We start from the raw sequence: 18,660 nt of genomic DNA, 5'->3' as shown, positions 1-18,660 counted from the left end.
TGGTCCCGGTCAGTGGCGACCACAGGATGACGGCGCGGAGACAACGGCGTATCGTGCCGGTCTCGACGGAATGCGGGGGGATGTGTTGAGGACGGTGAGCACGATTTTGGCGGCGGGGCTGCTTGTCTTGACATGGGCCGCGACCTTTGTCGCCGCGCCCCTTTCGGTGTCTCCCGCCTTTGCCCAAAGCGGCCCGAGCACGGGATCCCAGGGCGGACCGGTGATCGAACGGATCCTGGTCGAGGGCGCCCAGCGCATCGAGCCCGACACCATCCGCACCTATCTCCGGGTCACCGAGGGCGACCCGTTTGACCGCGGCCGCATTGACGATTCCCTCAAGGCCTTGTTTCTGACCGGACTGTTCGCGGACGTATCGCTGCGCCGCGAGGGCAATGATCTGGTGGTGGTCGTGGTGGAAAACCCGATCATCAACCGCGTTGCCTTCGAGGGCAACAAGCGCATCCAGAACGATGCGCTGGCGCCCGAGGTCCAGATGCGCCCGCGCACGGTCTACACGCGGGCCAAGGTGCAGGAGGATGTGAAGCGCATCCTCGACGTCTACCGGCGGTCCGGCCGCTACGCCGTCTCCGTCGATCCCAAGATCATTGAGTTGCCGCAAAACCGGGTCGATCTGGTGTTCGAGATCGACGAGGGGCCGGCCACCTACGTGCGCCGCGTCACGTTTGTCGGCAACAGCGCGTTCAGTGATTCTTCGCTTCGCGACGTCATCGCGACGAAGGAAGAGCGCTGGTACCGCTTGCTGTCCAGTTCGGACACCTTTGACCCCGACCGCCTGACGTTCGACCGTGAACTGCTGCGTCGGTTCTATCTCGCCAACGGTTACGCCGACTTCGAGGTGCGCTCCGCCGTCGCCGAACTGACGCCGGACCGCGAGAGCTTTTTCATCACCGTCACGGTGGACGAAGGCGACCGCTACCGGATCGGCAGCGTCGGGATCGAAACGACCCTCGAAGACCTGACGCCCGAGATGCTGACGCCGACACTGGAGATGGAGGAAGGCGACTGGTACGACGCCGACCGGGTCGAGGAGACGGTTCAGAACATCACGGACATGGTGGGCTCGCTGGGCTACGCCTTCGTCGATGTCCGTCCGCGCGTCGAGCGCGACCGCGAGGCCAACACCATCTCCCTGACCTTCGACGTACGCGAAGGGCCGCGTGTGTTCGTCGACCGCATCGAGATCGAGGGCAACGTGCGCACCCTCGATGAGGTCATCCGGCGCGAATTCCAGCTGGTCGAGGGCGACGCCTTTAACTCCGCCAAACTGCGGCGATCGCGCCAGCGGGTCCGAGACCTCGGGTTCTTCCAATCCGTCGAGGTCAACAACGAGCCGGTCGTGGACAAGCCCGACCGGACGGTCATCCGCGTCGAGGTCGAGGAGCAGTCCACGGGCGAGCTGTCCTTCGGCGTCGGGTGGTCGTCGAGCGTCGGCGCCATGGTCGAGGTCGGTGTGCGCGAGCGCAATCTGCTGGGACGCGGTCAGGACCTGTCGGCGCGTGTCAGTTGGGCGCAACGCCGCAGTCAGGTGGAGCTGAGCTTCACCGAACCCTATTTCATGGACCGGCCGGTGTCGGCGGGCTTCGACCTGTTCGCCACGGAAGAAGACTTGGAGGACCAAAGCTCGCACCAGGTCCGGCAGCAGGGCGGCGCGCTCCGGTTCGGGTACAAGTATTCCAATCGCTGGCGGCATGACTACAAGTACACCCTGCAACGCCAGGATATTTTTGACGTTGAAGACGATGCCTCCCTGTTCATCAAGGAGCAGGAAGGCGTCGAGGTTTTGTCGATGATCGGCCATTCGCTGACCTACGATGACCGCGACTCCCGGATCGTTCCCACCGAAGGCTTCCGATTCGAGATCGGCAACGATGTCGCCGGCCTGGGCGGCGACGCCCGATTCCTGCGCACGGACGTGGACGGGTCGTACCATTATCCGCTCGGCGACGAACTGAATTGGGATCCAACCTGGGTGCTCGGAGTCCGAGGCCACGCCGGCTACATCGTCGGGCTGTCCAAGGATGTCTCCATCCGTCACCGCTACTTCCTGGGTGGCAGCAATCTGCGTGGGTTCGAGCAGTCCGGCGCCTCGGCCCGCGACCGGGCGACCGGCGACGCGCTCGGCGGCGACTGGATGGTGGACGGCGGTCTGGAGCTTCGCGTCCCCCTGGGCCTGCCGGACGAGTTGGGACTCGGCGCCAAGATATTCACCGACTGGGGCCTGTCCGGCGAACCGGACGGCGTGCCGGACGAGGACCTGAACCAGGACACGGCCCTGCGCGGCTCGGTCGGCATGGGCTTCCTGTGGACCTCGCCCGTCGGCCCAGTCAACGTGGACCTGGCCGTGCCGGTCGTCAAACAGCCTTACGACAAAGAGGAATTCTTCCGCTTGAGCTTCGGGTCGCGCTTTTAGGACCGAGCCCCCCGCCAGGCACACCGGTCGCGCTCGCGAACGTCCGCCACATTTATGGCTCTGGCCTTCGCCGGGCGCGCCGGTCTAGAGTGCGTCCGGCACCCGTGGGGCCGCGCGTGGGCGGCCCCCCCTCTTTCGACCAACCGAGGTGATGATGTTCCCGTCGTTCTTTCGTACGCGCCCGTTCCCGGCCATCCTGGCCCTGGTGATCGCGGTTGCCGCCGTGACGACCCTGCCAGCATCCGACGCCCGCGCACAGGATCCCTTCCCCAACGCGGCCATCGGCATCATCGACATGCAGCGGATCCTGCAGGACTCCTCGGCCGCGCGAGGGGTCGAAAAGGAACGGCAGTCCTATCTGGAGGCCTACAACCGCGAAACCGCCGCCGAAGAGCAGGCCCTGCGCGAAGAGCAGCGCAGCCTGTCCATCGGCCCCAATGAGGCGCCGAGCCCCGAGTTGCAGGAGAAGGCGCAGGCGTTCCGTGGCAAGGTCGCCACTTTCGAACGCCGTGTCGCCGAGCGGCGGCGCAACCTGGAGCGGGCCCTGTCCATCGCCCTGTCCCAGGTCCAGCAGACCATCACGGTGGTCGCGGACGAGGTCGCGGCGGAACGCGGCATCAACCTGGTTCTGTACCGGTCGCAGGTGCCGCTGTTCGATCCGCGCATGGAAATGACCGACGACGTCCTGGCCCGCCTGAACGAGCGGCTGCCGAAGGTCTCCTTCCCGGACCCGGCCGCGCTGCCGACGCAGGGCGACGGCGGCCAGTAATGTGCCCCGGACGCGCGCCGTGGCTTGTCTTCAGCGCCGACTGTAATATTGTGTGCGCGGCGGCGAAGAGCCGCTTAGGCGCCGTGTCCGCGTGTGGACACAGGCTTTGTTTCGGTGGGCGTGCCCGGTGCCGGGGACCGGTTTGACAGGAAGGCTTGAGGGGATGGACGACTTCGGAAAGGTCGAGGACAACAGCATCGTCATTGAGGCGGACCGGGTCCGCGACATGATCCCCCATCGATACCCCTTCCTGATGGTGGACCGGGTGGTGGACGTCCGGCTGAATGAAAGTGCCTGCGGCGTCAAGAACGTCACCAACAATGAGCCGCATTTCCAGGGCCACTTTCCCAGCATGGCCGTGATGCCCGGCGTGCTGGTGGTCGAGGCCATGGCCCAGACCGCCGCCGTGCTTGTGGTGGCCACGCTGGGAGCCTCGGCGGAGGGCAAGCTGGTCTATTTCATGAGCGTGGACGCGGCGCGCTTCCGCAAACCGGTGGTGCCCGGCGACCAGCTTCGGCTGGAGGTCACCAAGCAACGCAACCGTGGCAACGTTTGGAAGTTCACCGGACGCGGCGTCGTCAATGACACCGTGGTGGCCGATGCCACGTTCTCGGCCATGATCCTGGATAAATAAAGTCGCGAACACGCGCGCCGGGCCGGGCCGCCGCGCGCGGGGCGGCCGGCGTGCCCGCGCTCACCCGAACACGGGGATCCGCTTTCCCATGCCGAGTATTCATCCGTCCGCCGTGGTCGATCCCGCTGCCCGCGTGGCGGACGATGTCACCATTGGCCCGTTCTGCACCGTCGGCCCCGATGTCACGTTGGACGCCGGCGTTACCCTCGTCTCGCATGTCGTCGTCGATGGCCGAACACACCTTGGGGCCAACACCCGCGTGTTTCCCTTTGCGTCCCTGGGCACGCCTCCCCAGGACCTGAAGTACCGCGGCGAAGAAACCCAGCTGATCCTGGGCACGGGCAACACGATTCGCGAGCACGTCACGATGAACCCCGGCACCGCCGGCGGCGGTGGCGTCACCCGCGTAGGCGATGGCGGCCTGTTCATGGTGGGGTGCCACGTGGCCCACGACTGCCAGATCGGGAACGGCGTCATCCTGGCCAACAACGTCCTGTTGGCCGGGCATATCCGTATTGAAGACCATGCCATCCTGGGCGGCGGCAGTGCGGTGCATCAATTCGTCCGCATCGGCAAGCACGCCATGGTCGGCGGAGTCTCCGGGGTCGAGACCGACGTCATCCCGTTCGGCTCCGTGATGGGCAACCGGGCGCGCCTGCATGGCCTGAACCTGATTGGCCTGAAGCGGCGGGGGTTCTCCCGCGAGGAGATCCAGGCGCTGCGGTCGGCCTATCGCATGCTGTTCGAGGACGACGGCGTTATCGCCGACAAGGCGGAGGAGGTCGCGGCCAGCTTCGACGGGGTGGCCCCGGTCATGGAAGTACTCGACTTTGTCCGGACCAAGTCCGACCGGGGTCTGTGCCGGCCGGCGCATCCCGGGACCGAACTGACCTGATCCGCCCGCGCGGACCGATGACCGACGTGCCCCCGAACACCCCCCTGGCCCTGATCGCGGGCCGGGGCGATTTGCCGCTGCGGGTCGCCGAGCGATGCCGGAGCGAGGGTCGCCCGCTGCATGTGCTGGTCATCAAGGATCATGGCGACCCGGCCGTGTATGCCCATCTCGGCGTCCCCGTTCAGACCTATCGGCTCGGCCAGGGCGGTTCGGCGTTGGCCTATGTGCGGACACACGGCATCCACGACCTGGTGCTGGCAGGCGGCGTGCGGCGTCCCAGCCTCACGAGTCTATGGCCGGACGCCTACACCGCCCGCTTCGTGGCCCGGGTCGGCATGCGCGCGCTGGGCGACGACGGCTTGCTGCGCGCGGTGATGGCGCAGATGGAGTCGGAGGGCCTGCGGATTCACCCGGTGCCCAGCCTCCTCGGGGACGTGGTGGGGCAAGCCGGGCGACAAGGCCAGCACGATCCGGATGACGCAGCCTGGACGGACATCCGCCGGGGCCTTGCGGTCGGGCGCGCCCTCGGGGCCGTGGACGTGGGCCAGTCGGTGGTGGTTCAGCAAGGGGTGGTTTTGGGCGTCGAGGCCCTGGAGGGCACGGACGCCCTGCTAGAGCGGTGTGGAACGTTGCGCCTGGACGGCGCCGGCGGTGTGCTGGTCAAACTGTGCAAGCCGGGCCAGGACACCCGGGCCGATCTTCCCACCCTCGGCGTCTCCAGCGTCGAGGCCGCCCACCGCGCCGGCCTGCGCGGTATTGCGTATGAGGCAGGGGCGACCCTTCTTCTGGCGCCGGAGGCCATGGCCGCCCGCGCCGACGCGCTGGGCCTGTTCCTGATCGGAATTCAGGACGACACGGCCGATGCCGCCATCACGACCGATACGCCACCGGTCCCCGCGCCGCCCACGCCAAAGGGCGCGCCCCCCCTCGTCTACCTCATCACCGGGGAACCGTCGGGCGACCTGCTGGGTGGGCGCCTGATGGCGGCATTGCGCGCCCGCTTCGACGGACGCATCCGGTTCGCGGGCATCGGCGGCGAGGCCATGGCCGCGCAAGGCCTAACCAGCCGGATCGAACAGCGCGAACTCGCCATCATGGGCTTCCTGGAAGTCCTGCCGCGCGCCCTGGCGCTCAAACGCCGCATCACGGAAACGGTCGAGCATATCCTGCACGAACAGCCGGCCGTGGTGGTCACGGTCGACTCCTGGGGCTTCACCGGGCGGGTGGCCGAGGCGCTGAAGGCGCGCGGCTCCACGATCCCCCGCGTGCATTACGTCGCACCGATGGTCTGGGCCTGGAAGGAGAACCGCAAGCACGCCGTGGCCGCGCGCGTCGATCACCTGCTGACGCTCTGGCCGTTCGAAGGCGCCTACTTCACACCGCTGGGCCTGTCCTGCACACACGTCGGCCATGCGGTCACGGAGTCGGGCGCCGACGCCGGGGACGCGAAGGTGTTCCGGGCCGCCCACGGCCTGCCCGCCGACGCTCCCCTGATCGTCGTGTTGCCGGGCAGCCGCCGAACCGAGGTGGAGCGGCTGCTGCCCGTGTTCCGCGCCACGGTCGAACGGCTGGCTGGCGCCAGGCCGAACCTGCGGGTGGTCGTGCCCACGGTCGCGACGGTCGCGGAGACGGTCGAAGCCGCGGTCGCCGCCTGGCCGGTGCCCGTCCTGACCGTGCGCGGCACGGCCGAAAAGTACGGCGCCTTCGCCGCCGCGAATGCCGCCCTCGCCGCCTCCGGCACCGTCAGCCTCGAATTGGCCATGGCGGGCGTGCCCCACGTCATCGCCTATCGGGTCAACCCGCTCTCGGCCCTGATGTTCCGCGTCATGACCCCGCTGCGCTACGCCGGACCGGTCAACATCCTGATGGACCGGCTGGTGGTGCCGGAACTGTTGCAGGAACACTGTCGACCGGATCGGCTGGTGGACGCCTTGGCGCCGCTGCTTGACGGCGGTCCCGAAGCCGACGCGCAACGCACGGCCCTGGCCGACGCGCGGGCACGGCTGGAGGGCCACGATGACGGCTCCACCCCCAGCGCGCGCGCAGCGGAGGTGATCGCCGGTATCCTGGAGCGCGCCGCCGCCCGATCGTGAGAGGCGGCCGGTCTTACGACCCGGCGCGGATCGCCTGCGCAACCGCCTTTCCAAAATCGGACGTGGATGCGGTTCCGCCGATGTCCGCTGTGCGCGTCCCCCCGCTGATCGTCGCCGCGATCGCCGCCCGCAGGCGTTGGGCGTCGTCATCCCGGCCGACATGGTCCAGCATCAGCCCGGCCGCCAGCATGAGCGCGACCGGATTGGCCTTGCCCTGCCCCGCGATATCCGGCGCGGAGCCGTGCACCGCCTCGAAAATCGCCGCGTCCTTGCCGATGTTGGCCCCGGGGGCGAAGCCCAGGCCGCCCACGAGGCCGGCCACCAGATCCGACAGGATGTCGCCGAACAGATTGGTGGTCACGATCACGTCATAGCGGGACGGATCCTGCACCAACTGCATGGCGCAGGCATCCACGATCCGCTCGTCGAGCGCCACGCGCCCGTCGTAGGCCTTGGCCACGGCCCGCGCCTCTTGCAGGAACACGCCGGTCAGCACCTTGAGGATGTTGGCCTTATGGACCACGGTCACGGTGCGCCGGCCGTGCTTGACGGCGTAGTCAAACGCATACTCGACGATCCGGCGGCAGGAGGCCCGCGTGTTGAACCCGGTGGCGACACCAACGGCATAGGGGTCGTCCTCGATCCGGATCCAGTGCTCCTGACCGACGTACAGACCTTCCAGGTTCTCGCGCACCACAACCAAATCCACGTCGGAAAAGCGGCCCGGCACGATGGTCCGGCACGGGCGGACGTTGGCGTACAGGCTGAACGCCTCGCGCAGGCGCACATTGACCGAGCGGAACCCCGAGCCCACCGGCGTGGTCAGGGGGCCCTTCAACGCCAGCTTGGTCTGGCGGATGCTGGCCAGGGTGGCCTCCGGCAGCGGATCCCCGTGGGCCTCCAGCGCGCCGAGGCCTGCCGATTCCTCCGTGAAGGCGAACGGATTGCCCAACGGCTCCAGAACCGCGAGAACCGCGTCGACGATTTCGGGGCCGATGCCATCCCCCCGGATCAGCGTGGCGGGGATCTGGGTCATGCGCGTCACTCCCTTCGGTCGGGCCCTTTGATCGGGCAAGCTCCCGGTTCGCAAGGCGCGGCCCCCCGCCGCCGCCAGCGCCTGGGTATCCTGACTCCTCCGGTCGGCGACGTCCACGGCGGTCATGGCGGTCATGGCGGGTCGCGGGCCCCGGTCCTTTCCGCTACCCCGTCGATGGGCCCAGCCATAAAAACCCATGAGCATAGGGCGTCTCTTGTGGTATTCCAGGACGTAGTCTTGCAAACTCTTCTGATTTTTACACTTTTTCAGGGCCAAGGATGTCGAACCGATGCGTGTGAACGAGCCCGTCACCCAAAAGGAGATCGACTATCCCGACGATCGTTGTCTCGTGTCCCGCACGGACCTGAAGGGCAAGATCGTCTTCGTCAACGACGACTTTATCGCCGTCGCTGGATATTCCCGCGACGAGATGATGGGCCGGCCGCACAACATCGTGCGCCACCCCGACATGCCCCCCAGCGTGTTCCGCGATATGTGGGACACGATCAAGCAGGGCCTGCCGTGGGAAGGCATCGTCAAGAACCGTGCAAAAAGCGGGGACCATTACTGGGTCCGCGCCAACGTCACCCCGGTTGTGGAGAACGGGGCGGTCGTTGAGTACATTTCCGTACGCACGAAACCCAGCCGCGCGGACATCGACGCAGCCGCCGCCCTGTACAAGGCCATCAACAGCAACACCGCCGGCCGGTTGACCGTTCGCGAAGGTCAGGTGGTCGACCTGTCCCTGATGGGCCGTGCCCAGCGCCTGAGCCGAAGCGTCCTGAATCGCACCATTGCCGGGTTCGCCGTCGTCCTGGCCCTGATGGTAGCCCAGTTCGGCATGGTCCTGTCGGAAGCCGGCCCGAACACCGGCAACTTGGTGCTGATATCGGCGCTTCTGTTGGCCGCCACGGCCCTCGTGTCGGCCATGGCCGCCTTCGGTGTGGCCGCCGGCATGCGCGGCCCCATGGCCGAAGTGGAGGGGCACCTCGACCGGTTCGCGCTACGCGACTTCAGTCAGGTGGTCACGCCCTCGCCGATCAAGGAGTTCACGCGGATCACTCTGCTGCTCAACGCGGTGCGCGCACATTTGACCTTCGCGCGGCAGGAGCAGCAGGAGTTGCAACTCATCGCACGTCGCCAGCGCGAGGAAGCCCTGCGCGGCATGGCGACGGCGGTGGAGTCGGAATCGAACGCGGCCGTCGAAAAGGTGGCGGAGCATTCCCAGGCCATGCGGGCCAACGCGGAGGCCATGGCCGAGGGCGCGCGCGTCGTCTCACAAAACGCCTCGACCGTGGCCGCCGCCGCCAACCAGTCCCAGGCCAGCGCCCACACGGTCGCGGCCGCCGGCGAGGAGCTAACCTCGTCGATTCGCGAGATCCGGGCTCAGGTCCGCCGCACCGCCGACGTGACGCGCAGCGCCGTCGACCGGGGCAGCGAAACCGGCGCGATTCTGGATTCCATGACCGCCGAGGTCGGGCAGATCAGCGACATCGCGGAGCTTATTCAGGCCATCGCGTCCAAGACCAACCTGCTCGCCCTAAACGCAAGCATCGAGGCCGCCCGCGCCGGCGACGCCGGCAAGGGATTCGCCGTGGTCGCCGAAGAGGTCAAGGCGCTTGCCAACCAGACCGCCGCCTCGACGAAGCGCATCACCGACCAGCTTCAGTCCGTCACGGCGGTCACCGAACGGGCGGTGACCGCCGTCAACGACATCGTGACGACGGTGCGCGAGATCGACACGGTCGCCAACGCCATTGCCGAGGCCATGGAAAGTCAGGCCGAGGCGACGCACGAGATCAGCCGGGGCGTCAGCGAAGCCTCCACCGCGGCCGAGGACGTCGCCCGCCAGATCCAGATCGTCTCCGACGAGGCCGGCACCACGGAGGCACGCTCCCAGGACCTGATCCGCGCGTCGGCGGACGTTGCGGCGGCAGTGACCCACTTGAAGGGCGCGGTGGTGCAGGCGATCCGGACCTCGACCGAGGAGACCAACCGCCGCCAGTACGAACGCTTCACCGTGTCCGCGCCCGTCAAGGTCCACGATGGACACCAGACCCGGGACGGCGAACTGATCGACATTTCGGCCGGTGGGGCCCTTCTGAAACCGCTGCCGTCCCTCGCGGTCGGCACGCGGGTCTCCATCAGCGCGCCTCGGTCGTCGATGGCCTGGGACGGGAAAGTGGTCGCCCTCGGCCCGGAGGGGGTCCACATCGCCTTTCATCACACCCACGACATCGACGTGGACCAACTGCGACGCGCCGGTCTTCACGTCGTCACCTGACCGTCTCCGTTACGGCCCCACCACCCCGCCCGGCATCATCGTCACGGGCGGGGCAGGACGACGGTGCTCGCCGGATCAGGCGAATTCCAGGATGACCTGATCCACCGCCAGGCTATCACCCGGTTGCGCGGCCAGCTTGCTGACCGTACCGTCGCTCGTGGCCTTCAGGATGTTTTCCATCTTCATGGCCTCGATCACCGCCAGGGTCTCGCCAGCCTTGACCTCCTGGCCTTCCTCGACGTGCAGCGACACCAACAGGCCCGGCATCGGCGACAGCAGGACCTTGGACAGATCCGGCGGCTCCTTCTTGGGCATCAGGGCGGCGTACTTTGCGGCCTCGGCCGTCATCACCACGGCGATATCGGTTGCGCCCGAGTGGAACAGCCGATAGCCGACACCCAGCCGGTCGATCTGCACCGACTCCGGATGGCCGTTGATCTCGCACTTGAACAGGCTCTGGCCCAGGCGCCAGTCGGTCCGGATGACCACCGGCTCCTCGTCCACGATCACCCGGAATCCCGTTTCCAGCAGGGTGACCGTCACGGGGTGGTTGGTGTCCCCCAGGCGCACGACCCAGTCGTCACGCACGCCCTTCTCGTGCCCGGGCATCTGACCGCTGATGCGAGCATCACGCTCGACGTGCTTGCGGTGCACGCAGGCCGCCACCGCGACGAGGACGGTCGGGTCGTCCGGCGGCAGATCGGACAGATGGAAGCCGTCCGGATACTCCTCGGCGATAAAGTTGGTCGAAAGGTCGCCCCGCATGAACCGATCCTTGCCCATCACGGAGGACAGGAACGGCACATTGCGGGCCACACCCCGGATGTAGAATGCATCCAGCGCCCGGCGCATATGGCGGATCGCCAGCTCGCGCGTGCCGCCGTAAGCGATCAGCTTCGCGATCATCGGATCGTAATACATGCTGATCTCGCCGCCTTCCATGACGCCGGCATCCACGCGGACCAAGCCGTCTTCATCGGCCGGGGGCTTGAACCACGCCAGACGGCCGATCGACGGCAGGAAGTTGCGGAAGGGGTCCTCGGCGCAGATACGGCACTCGATCGCCCAGCCCTTGAAGTGAATATCCGACTGCGCCAGCGTCAGCGGCTCGCCGGCGGCGATCCGGATCATCCACTCCACCAGATCAAGCCCGGTGATCATTTCCGTGACCGGGTGTTCGACCTGAAGGCGGGTGTTCATTTCCAGGAAATAGAAGTTACGGTCCTTATCGACGATGAACTCGACCGTACCGGCGCTTTTGTAGCCCACGGCCTGGGCCAGCGCGATCGCCTGTGCCCCCATGGCCTCGCGCACGTCGGGCGTCAGGAAGGGCGACGGCGCTTCCTCGATCACCTTCTGATGGCGGCGCTGGATGGAGCATTCCCGCTCGCCGATGTGCAGACAGTTGGAGCCGTCGGACAGCACCTGGATTTCGATGTGACGCGGCTGCTCGATGAACTTCTCGATGAACACGCGGTCATCGCCGAAGCTGGAGCGCGCCTCGTTGGCGGCCGAGACGAAGCCCTCGCGGGCGGAGTCTGCATCGTAGGCGACGCGCATGCCCTTGCCGCCACCGCCGGCCGAGGCCTTGATCATCACCGGGAAGCCGATCTCCTCGGCGATGCGGACCGCCTCCTCCGGATCGTCGATGATTCCCATGAAGCCGGGCACGGTCGTAACGCCGGCCTCCTGGGCCAGCTTCTTGGAGGTGATCTTGTCGCCCATGGCCTCGATGGCGTGGGCGTCCGGCCCGATGAAGGCGATGCCGGCCGCCGTCAGCGCCTGCTGGAACGCCTTGTTTTCCGACAGGAAGCCATAGCCGGGATGGACGGCTTCCGCGCCGGTGTCCCTGCAGGCCTGCACGAGGCGGTCGATGACCAGATAGCTCTGGGCCGACGGCGACGGGCCGATGTGCACCCGCTCGTCTGCCATCTGGGTGTGCAGGGCGTCGGCATCGGCGTCGGAGTAGACGGCCACCGTCTTGATGCCCATGCGGCGCGCCGTCTTGATGACGCGGCAGGCGATTTCCCCACGGTTGGCGATCAGGATTTTCTTGAACATGGTCGTGCCCTGGTCCTCGGTCGGTACGGTGCGTGGCGTCTGGGTCTGTGGCGATCGGCCGAGGCTCAGAGCGGGATGTTGCCGTGCTTGCGCCACGGGTTCTCAAGCTTCTTGCCGCGCAGCATGGCGAGGCTCTTGCACAGACGCTTGCGGGTGCCGTGCGGCATGATGACGTCGTCGATGAAGCCGCGCGCGCCGGCCACGAACGGGTTCGCGAAGTGGCTGCGGTATTCCTCGGTGCGCTGGGCGATCTTCTCGGGATCGTCCAGGTCCTTGCGGAAGATGATCTCCACCGCGCCCTTCGGCCCCATCACCGCGATTTCCGCCGACGGCCAGGCGTAGTTCAGATCGCCGCGCAGATGCTTCGACGCCATGACCACGTAGGCGCCGCCGTAGGCCTTGCGAGTGATGACCGTGATCTTCGGCACCGTCGCCTCGGCGTAGGCATACAGCAGCTTTGCGCCGTGCTTGATGATGCCGCCGTACTCCTGCGACACACCCGGCATGAAGCCCGGCACATCGACGAAGGTCACGATGGGGATGTTGAACGCATCGCAGAAGCGCACGAACCGCGCCCCCTTGCGCGCACTGTCGATATCCAGGCACCCGGCGAGCACCATCGGCTGATTGGCGACGAAGCCGACCGTCCGGCCCTCCATGCGACCGAAGCCGATGATCATGTTCTGGGCGTAGCGCGGCGCGATCTCGAAGAAATCGTGCTCGTCGACGACCTTCTCCAGCAGTTCCCGCATGTCGTAGGGCTTGTTCGGATTGTCGGGGATCAGCGTATCCAACGACATTTCCATGCGATTGAACGGGTCCTCGGTCGGCTTGAACGGCGGGTCCTCGCGGTTGCTCGACGGCAGGAAGTCCATGAAGCGCCGCAGCGACAGCAGCGCCTCCACATCGTTGGCGAACGACAGGTCGGCCACGCCGGACGTACCGGTGTGGGTCATGGCGCCGCCCAGCTCCTCGGCCGTAACCTCCTCGTGGGTCACGGTCTTCACGACCTCCGGCCCGGTAACGAACATGTTGGAGCTGTCCTCGACCATGAAGATAAAATCCGTCATCGCCGGGGAGTACACCGCGCCGCCCGCGCAGGGCCCCATGATCATGGAAATCTGGGGCACCACGCCGGAGCTCAGCACGTTGCGCTGGAACACCTCGGCGTAGCCCGCGAGGCTATCCACGCCTTCCTGGATGCGCGCGCCGCCGGAATCGTTCAGCCCGATTACGGGCGCGCCGACCTTCATGGCCTTGTCCATGATCTTGCAGATCTTTTCGGCGTGGGCCATCGACAGCGACCCGCCGAACACCGTGAAGTCCTGGCTGAACAGGAACACCAGGCGCCCGTTTATGGTGCCCTGACCGATCACCACGCCGTCACCCGGCACGCGCGTCTCATCCATGCCGAAGTCGTGGCACCGATGCTCGACGAACATATCCCACTCCTCGAAGGAGCCCGGGTCGAGCAGCAGGTCGATGCGTTCCCGCGCGGTCAGCTTGCCGCGGGCGTGCTGCGCATCGATGCGCCGCTGGCCACCGCCGAGGCGGGCCTGTACGCGTTTGGCGTCGAGCTGACGAATGATGTCCTGCATTTTTGGGGTTCCTGCTCGTCTCGTCCTTGACCGTGTCCGCACGGCACCACATTGCGGCGCGGGGCGACACCATGCGGCGCAGCATCAGGAAACGCAAGACTGTTATCGAATACGTTGGCGCAACGGTACTTTATTTCGTTATGTCTCCGGGCCTTACGGCGCTCGGACGAGACTCGTCTCTCGTTTACCGCAGCGCGGCACTCGGGTCAAAACGGTATAAGCTCGCGCGATTTATCCTGCAACAAAAGCGTTTTGCGCCTTGGAGAGACCGGCCAAGACCGGGCAGAAAGATCGCGATATCCGCGTAGAACCACGGTGATGATCTGCCATACCGCGCGCACCTTGGCCCCTTCGGCACCCTCGCGCGGCCACAACGGCCGAGTCGGCGCCGGTTACGACGTCACGCCCGCCAAAGCAGGATGGCCGGTCCATTTGGAGGTGGCGAACTCACAGTCCCGGCTCGGATTCCCCCGATGCGCCGCGCACGACCGACACCACCAGATCGACCAGGAACCAGGTCGCCAGGAAGGCCAAGCATTGGAGGATAAAACTGCCGAAGGTGTAGAACAGTTCGGCCATAAGCAGAGACACCACCAAAACGGGCACATGCGCTATTATCGCATCCCGCTTCGGCACCAATCGAAACAGCGTGAACATTGAGCCCCCCTCCGCAACGATCGCCTCAGTGCGTTACTGTAACATAACGTTAAGATACTTTAACCTAAAATTTTGACTATTCGAGGACGCACCGCAGAAGTGTGCGGTGCAATACACGGTCCGACGGTGCCGTGCAAAATACCGCCCGTGAACACAGAAGGACGATCGGAGGACCGGCTACCCTGTGTCGAGCAGCGTGTCGGTGCTCATGAGCATGTCCTGGAACAGGCGAACCAAACCCATGTCGAGATGCCCGGTCATGTCCCTCATAATGGCAAGGGCACGGTCCGCCGGAAGGGGCGCCTTATAGGTGCGTTGGTCCGTTAGCGCCCCGAACACATCCACAATGGCCGCGAGGCGGGCCAGATCGTTCAGGTCCGCCCCCTTCAGACCGCGCGGATACCCGCTGCCGTCCAGTCGCTCGTGATGCTGGGCAGCGATGGTGACAACACCGCGCGGCACGTTGTCCACGCGGTCGATGATGGCAAGGCCCTCATCGACGTGCGTGCGCATCGTCGCCCATTCGCCCTCGGTCAACCGCCCGGGCTTGTTCAGAACGTGATGGGGAATCGCCGACTTGCCGATATCGTGCAGCAACCCTCCGGCGGTCAGGGTGTATAATTCCTCGCCGCGCAAGCCCAACTCATACCCGAAATGCGACAGAAACGTCGCAACCCGAACGGAATGAACATAGGAATAATTGTCGTGCCCCTTCACGCTGGATAACAGGCTGAAAACATTCCGATTGGACACGGCCGTGACCAGGGACGCACAGCTTTCCCGAACGTGGTTGTATGGGATCGTTTCGCCCGCGACCACCAGACGGGACACGGTGCGGAACATCGCCACACTATCGGTCAGAGCTTTGCGTTGGACCGGCTCAATCGTGATCCAGTTTCGCTCAACACCGTCGCTGATCATGTCGCTGACCAGCGACAGCAGATCGTCCGGTCGCACGTCCCGGGTCAGGAAGGGTATCGCGCGCGCCCGCAGCAGAGCCGTAAAGGCCGACCGGGGCGCCTGCGCCAGACCAAGCAGCGGCACGGTTTGGAGCGTTGGATGCTCCATGAGCCGGTTCAGAGCCGCCTCCGCCCCACTCCGAACAGCCGCCTCGTCCAGGATGATGATATCCGGCCGGCGCTTCATCGTGGCCAGGATCATCAGGGACGTCTCCCAGAAGACCCGCACAGTATAACGCCCCGCCAGGACATCTGAGACGGTCAAACGATGCTTCCGCGACGGACTGACGACGTAGACCGTCCGACGCCACGGCGCGACCTCCCGCCGCACGCCCGCCGTCGGTAGCGATGCTGCCGTGCCATCGGCCGTCGAAGCGTCTAGGCGACCGTCCGCCCGCGCCGCAGCCGCCGCCAACGCCCCGGTCGACGCCGCGGGGTCCCCACCGCCCCCGTCCTGGGACAGCTTCGATTCCGTATGCAAAGGATCGGACACGGCTTGCCACTGTTAAAAAAAAGAGGGCGAGCATTCCACAGGCCCGACCATAGGTAAAGCGACGCGCGCGCCAAATCAGATCTGATAACAGGTCATAGTGGTATAACACCGATCAAAGTCATGTCGTCCCGCCGTGGCTCCGGCCCCCGATAGTCCTCCAGCGCCGTGCGCAGGGTCGCAAGCTGATCGGCCATAAGGCGTCCCTGAAGATCGCGAAGAATACGGCCCAATTTCCGCCGTCCGAACAGCCGGCGCGGCTGCCCGCCCATGTGATCCGGCACACCGTCCGTCAGGAGGTAGAAGGCCATCCCAGGCCGCACCGCGATATCATGATCGGTAAAGGCCGGCGCGGTGGGCAGGGAGCGGTAGCCAAGCCAGGCGCGATCACCCCGCACCTCCTGCACCACGCCGTCACAGGCATACAGCAGCGGCAACCCGGCCCCCGCGAAGGTGAGAGTCCCCGTCCGGCGGTTCCACAGGCATACCGCCGCCTCCAGGCCGTCATCGCTGTCCGAGTCCGGGTGGTCCTGACGCAACCGCGCCCGCACGCTGGCATCCAACGCGGCCAGAATATCGGACGGCGCGCGCAACCGGCGATCGTGCAGCGCCTGATCCAGGGCGGAGGCCACCAGCAAGGTCATGAACGCGCCCGGAACCCCATGGCCGGTGCAGTCCATCACCGCCAGCACGGCGGTGTCGTCATCCAGTCGCTCCAACCAGAAGTAATCGCCGCCGACCACATCCAACGGCTCCCAGCACACATGGACCTCGCGCACGAGATCGTCGATCGCCGCCTTGTCCGGCAGCAGGGAGGTCTGAATTCGCCGCGCGTACCGGATGCTTTCCAGCACCATGCGGTTAGCGTGCTCCAACGCCTGATGCGCGTCGTCCAGGCGGGCGAAGGCGGCCTCCGTCTCATCCTTCTCGGCCGCCAACTCATCCATCGCGTCTTCGAGATCCTTGGTCCGCTGGCGCACGCGCTCCTCCAGATCGGCCGTCAGCGCCCGCAACGCGGCCTCGGCCCGGTCGCGCGCATCCAGGCTGCTCTGAAAGGCGCCAAGCAGGTCGTTCAGGGACCCGGCGACGTCCCCCAGTTCATCCCCGGCGTGACCGCGCGGCATGGCGATGGACGACGCCCCGGGATGGGTCGGGTCGACCCGCCCGATATCGGCGGACAGCCGCAGCAGCGGCCGGATGAGGACCACGGCAAACACCACAGCCAGCGCCGCCGAAATCAGCAGGGCGCGCAACGCGCCCGCCACGACACCGGTGAACGCCCGATAGGCGTAGCGCTCCCCCAGGGCGCGCGGCGACAGCGTGATGGTCAGTGTGCCCACCAGTTCCGCACCGCCGCCGGTATCGTAGGTCAGCGCGACCTCCCTCCGGCTGATGTCCGCGAACAAGCCGCCAAACACGCCCGGCCCGGCGTCCGCGTCGGCCGTATCCCGCTCCAGGTGCGCCAGCCTGCCATCAAAGTTGTCACGCAGGTCCACGCTGGCAACGGTCTCGTTGCGCGCCAGACCATCGACCACCCGCTGCGCCACGCCCGGGTTGAGTTGAAAGGCCGCCTCGGCAGCGGAGGCCCGCACTAAATTCACGATGTTATCGAGGGATTCCCGCGCGGTGCGGCGCGATTCGTGGAGGTCCAGGGCCAATTCAAGCGCCCCGCCCACAACGCCCACGACCAATGCCACCAGTAGGGTGACCAGCGCCAGACGCGGCGTCAGGCCACGCCAGAGGCGGCGGCGCACCGAGGATGAGCGAGGATCCAACGGCTGAGATGTCTCGATCATGGCCCGCGCCCAAGGCTCCCGTCACGGTTGACACCGCGCTCAACCCCATAGTCCGCTTTCAAGGCCCGCACGCGCGCGTCCTGCGTCTCCATCCAGGCGTCGAAGCGGCCGATGATGTCGGGCCGCGCGATGGTCGATAGACGGTATTCGACGGAATCTTGGGGCAAATGGGGCGCGGCCACCAGCGCGCCGGGCTGCTTGAGATCCACGTCCAGCACCCGGTTCACCACCGCAATGCTGGCGTAGGCCGCATCGACCCGACCGGCCAGGACTTGCCGCACCAGGGAGACGAAATCCGCATTCTCAACAAGTGTCACGGACCCCATCGTGATCCGCTCGGCCCACGGCCAGGGACTGAACCCCACGACGGTGCCGAGCGTGCGCACAGCCTCCGGGGTCAGGTCCGCCCGATCCGCGCGCACCACCGATGCATCAAGGACCGCCACCGCCGGCACGCTGTACACCACGGCATGCTGGTCTCGGAAGGGCCTGTTCCAGGCGGGATTGTCCGGGAATTTCAGGTCGATCCGGCCCGCCGCAAAGCTTGCGTACAAGCGCGTGACCGGCATGGGCCGATAGTCCAGCGTCAGGCCCGTATCCGCCGCGAAGGCATCCAGCAGCGCCCGCGCGTAGCCTTCGTACGTTCCGGCCTCGACGGTGTACAGCGGGCGATAGGCCACGCTTTCCACACCGACCACGAGCACCTCCGTGTAGGAGGACCGAGTGTCCGCCGGCTCCTCGGCCGACGCAAAACCCACCCGGCCCACCAGCATCGTCAGGATGCCCGCACACACAACAGCGACACCCGCACGCCGTGCCACGCCCCCCATCCGCCCAGCGCGCCTCCGATGCCGCCCTTTTGCCCGAACGGAGCGGGCCGCCACCGCGCTTGCCGAAACCGACGCCGTGGCCGTGGCCATGATCCGTGCCCCCATTCTCATCACGCCCCCCGCCCTT

General features: G+C 66.5%; 13 protein-coding genes. 6 read left to right on the top strand and 7 right to left on the bottom strand.

Annotated elements, in window-relative coordinates:
* Positions 1-94: 94 nt before the first annotated feature.
* The 5 genes from bamA to lpxB all read left to right on the top strand — a co-directional run bounded on the left by bamA (position 95) and on the right by lpxB (position 6,822).
* A complete protein-coding gene (bamA, locus tag GGD82_RS16925) occupies positions 95-2,431 on the top strand; it encodes an outer membrane protein assembly factor BamA (RefSeq protein ID WP_246163971.1) in 2,337 nt (778 codons plus the stop codon).
* 151 nt (positions 2,432-2,582) lie between these two features.
* Positions 2,583-3,200: an OmpH/Skp family outer membrane protein gene (locus GGD82_RS16920; protein WP_150063389.1), complete on the top strand. Its 618-nt coding sequence runs from the start codon at positions 2,583-2,585 to the stop codon at positions 3,198-3,200.
* A 163-nt stretch (positions 3,201-3,363) separates the two neighbouring features.
* Positions 3,364-3,834, top strand: a complete 471-nt coding sequence (gene fabZ, locus GGD82_RS16915; RefSeq protein WP_150063388.1) for a 3-hydroxyacyl-ACP dehydratase FabZ — start codon at positions 3,364-3,366, stop codon at positions 3,832-3,834.
* Positions 3,835-3,922: 88 nt separating this feature from the next.
* Positions 3,923-4,729: an acyl-ACP--UDP-N-acetylglucosamine O-acyltransferase gene (gene lpxA / locus GGD82_RS16910; RefSeq protein WP_150063387.1), complete on the top strand. Its 807-nt coding sequence runs from the start codon at positions 3,923-3,925 to the stop codon at positions 4,727-4,729.
* Positions 4,730-4,746: 17 nt separating this feature from the next.
* Complete coding sequence (gene lpxB / locus GGD82_RS21475) at positions 4,747-6,822, top strand: lipid-A-disaccharide synthase (protein ID WP_311731977.1); 2,076 nt, start codon at positions 4,747-4,749, stop codon at positions 6,820-6,822.
* A gap of 13 nt (positions 6,823-6,835) precedes the next feature.
* Here lpxB and GGD82_RS16900 read toward each other — a convergent pair whose 3' ends face one another.
* Positions 6,836-7,858 (bottom strand): isocitrate/isopropylmalate dehydrogenase family protein, encoded by a 1,023-nt coding sequence (locus tag GGD82_RS16900; protein ID WP_150063386.1) that lies wholly within the window; start codon positions 7,856-7,858, stop codon positions 6,836-6,838.
* A gap of 289 nt (positions 7,859-8,147) precedes the next feature.
* On the opposite strand from GGD82_RS16900, the gene GGD82_RS16895 reads away from it, so the two are divergent.
* A complete protein-coding gene (locus GGD82_RS16895) occupies positions 8,148-10,142 on the top strand; it encodes a methyl-accepting chemotaxis protein (RefSeq protein WP_150063385.1) in 1,995 nt (664 codons plus the stop codon).
* 75 nt (positions 10,143-10,217) lie between these two features.
* On the opposite strand, the gene GGD82_RS16890 is transcribed toward GGD82_RS16895, so the two are convergent.
* From GGD82_RS16890 to GGD82_RS16865, 6 genes are all read right to left on the bottom strand, one after another.
* Complete coding sequence (locus GGD82_RS16890; protein WP_150063384.1) at positions 10,218-12,203, bottom strand: acetyl-CoA carboxylase biotin carboxylase subunit; 1,986 nt, start codon at positions 12,201-12,203, stop codon at positions 10,218-10,220.
* A gap of 65 nt (positions 12,204-12,268) precedes the next feature.
* A complete protein-coding gene (locus GGD82_RS16885; RefSeq protein ID WP_150063383.1) occupies positions 12,269-13,801 on the bottom strand; it encodes an acyl-CoA carboxylase subunit beta in 1,533 nt (510 codons plus the stop codon).
* A 447-nt stretch (positions 13,802-14,248) separates the two neighbouring features.
* Entirely contained in the window at positions 14,249-14,458 is a 210-nt protein-coding gene (locus tag GGD82_RS16880; protein ID WP_150063382.1) for a hypothetical protein, read from the bottom strand.
* A 177-nt stretch (positions 14,459-14,635) separates the two neighbouring features.
* Positions 14,636-15,619, bottom strand: coding sequence for an HD-GYP domain-containing protein (locus GGD82_RS16875; RefSeq protein WP_184013309.1), 984 nt, complete (start codon positions 15,617-15,619; stop codon positions 14,636-14,638).
* A 383-nt stretch (positions 15,620-16,002) separates the two neighbouring features.
* Complete coding sequence (locus GGD82_RS16870; protein WP_150063380.1) at positions 16,003-17,703, bottom strand: PP2C family protein-serine/threonine phosphatase; 1,701 nt, start codon at positions 17,701-17,703, stop codon at positions 16,003-16,005.
* Positions 17,700-18,524, bottom strand: coding sequence for a substrate-binding periplasmic protein (locus GGD82_RS16865; protein ID WP_170284389.1), 825 nt, complete (start codon positions 18,522-18,524; stop codon positions 17,700-17,702). Before GGD82_RS16865 ends, GGD82_RS16870 begins: the two co-directional genes overlap by 4 nt.
* Between the last annotated feature and the right edge of the window lie 136 nt (positions 18,525-18,660).

The organism is Roseospira marina (genome assembly GCF_014197855.1).
In the GTDB taxonomy this organism is placed as follows: Bacteria; Pseudomonadota; Alphaproteobacteria; order Rhodospirillales; family Rhodospirillaceae; genus Rhodospira; species Rhodospira marina.
Note: the sequence above shows the minus strand (reverse complement) of the source record. Positions and strands in the feature narration are given on the sequence as shown.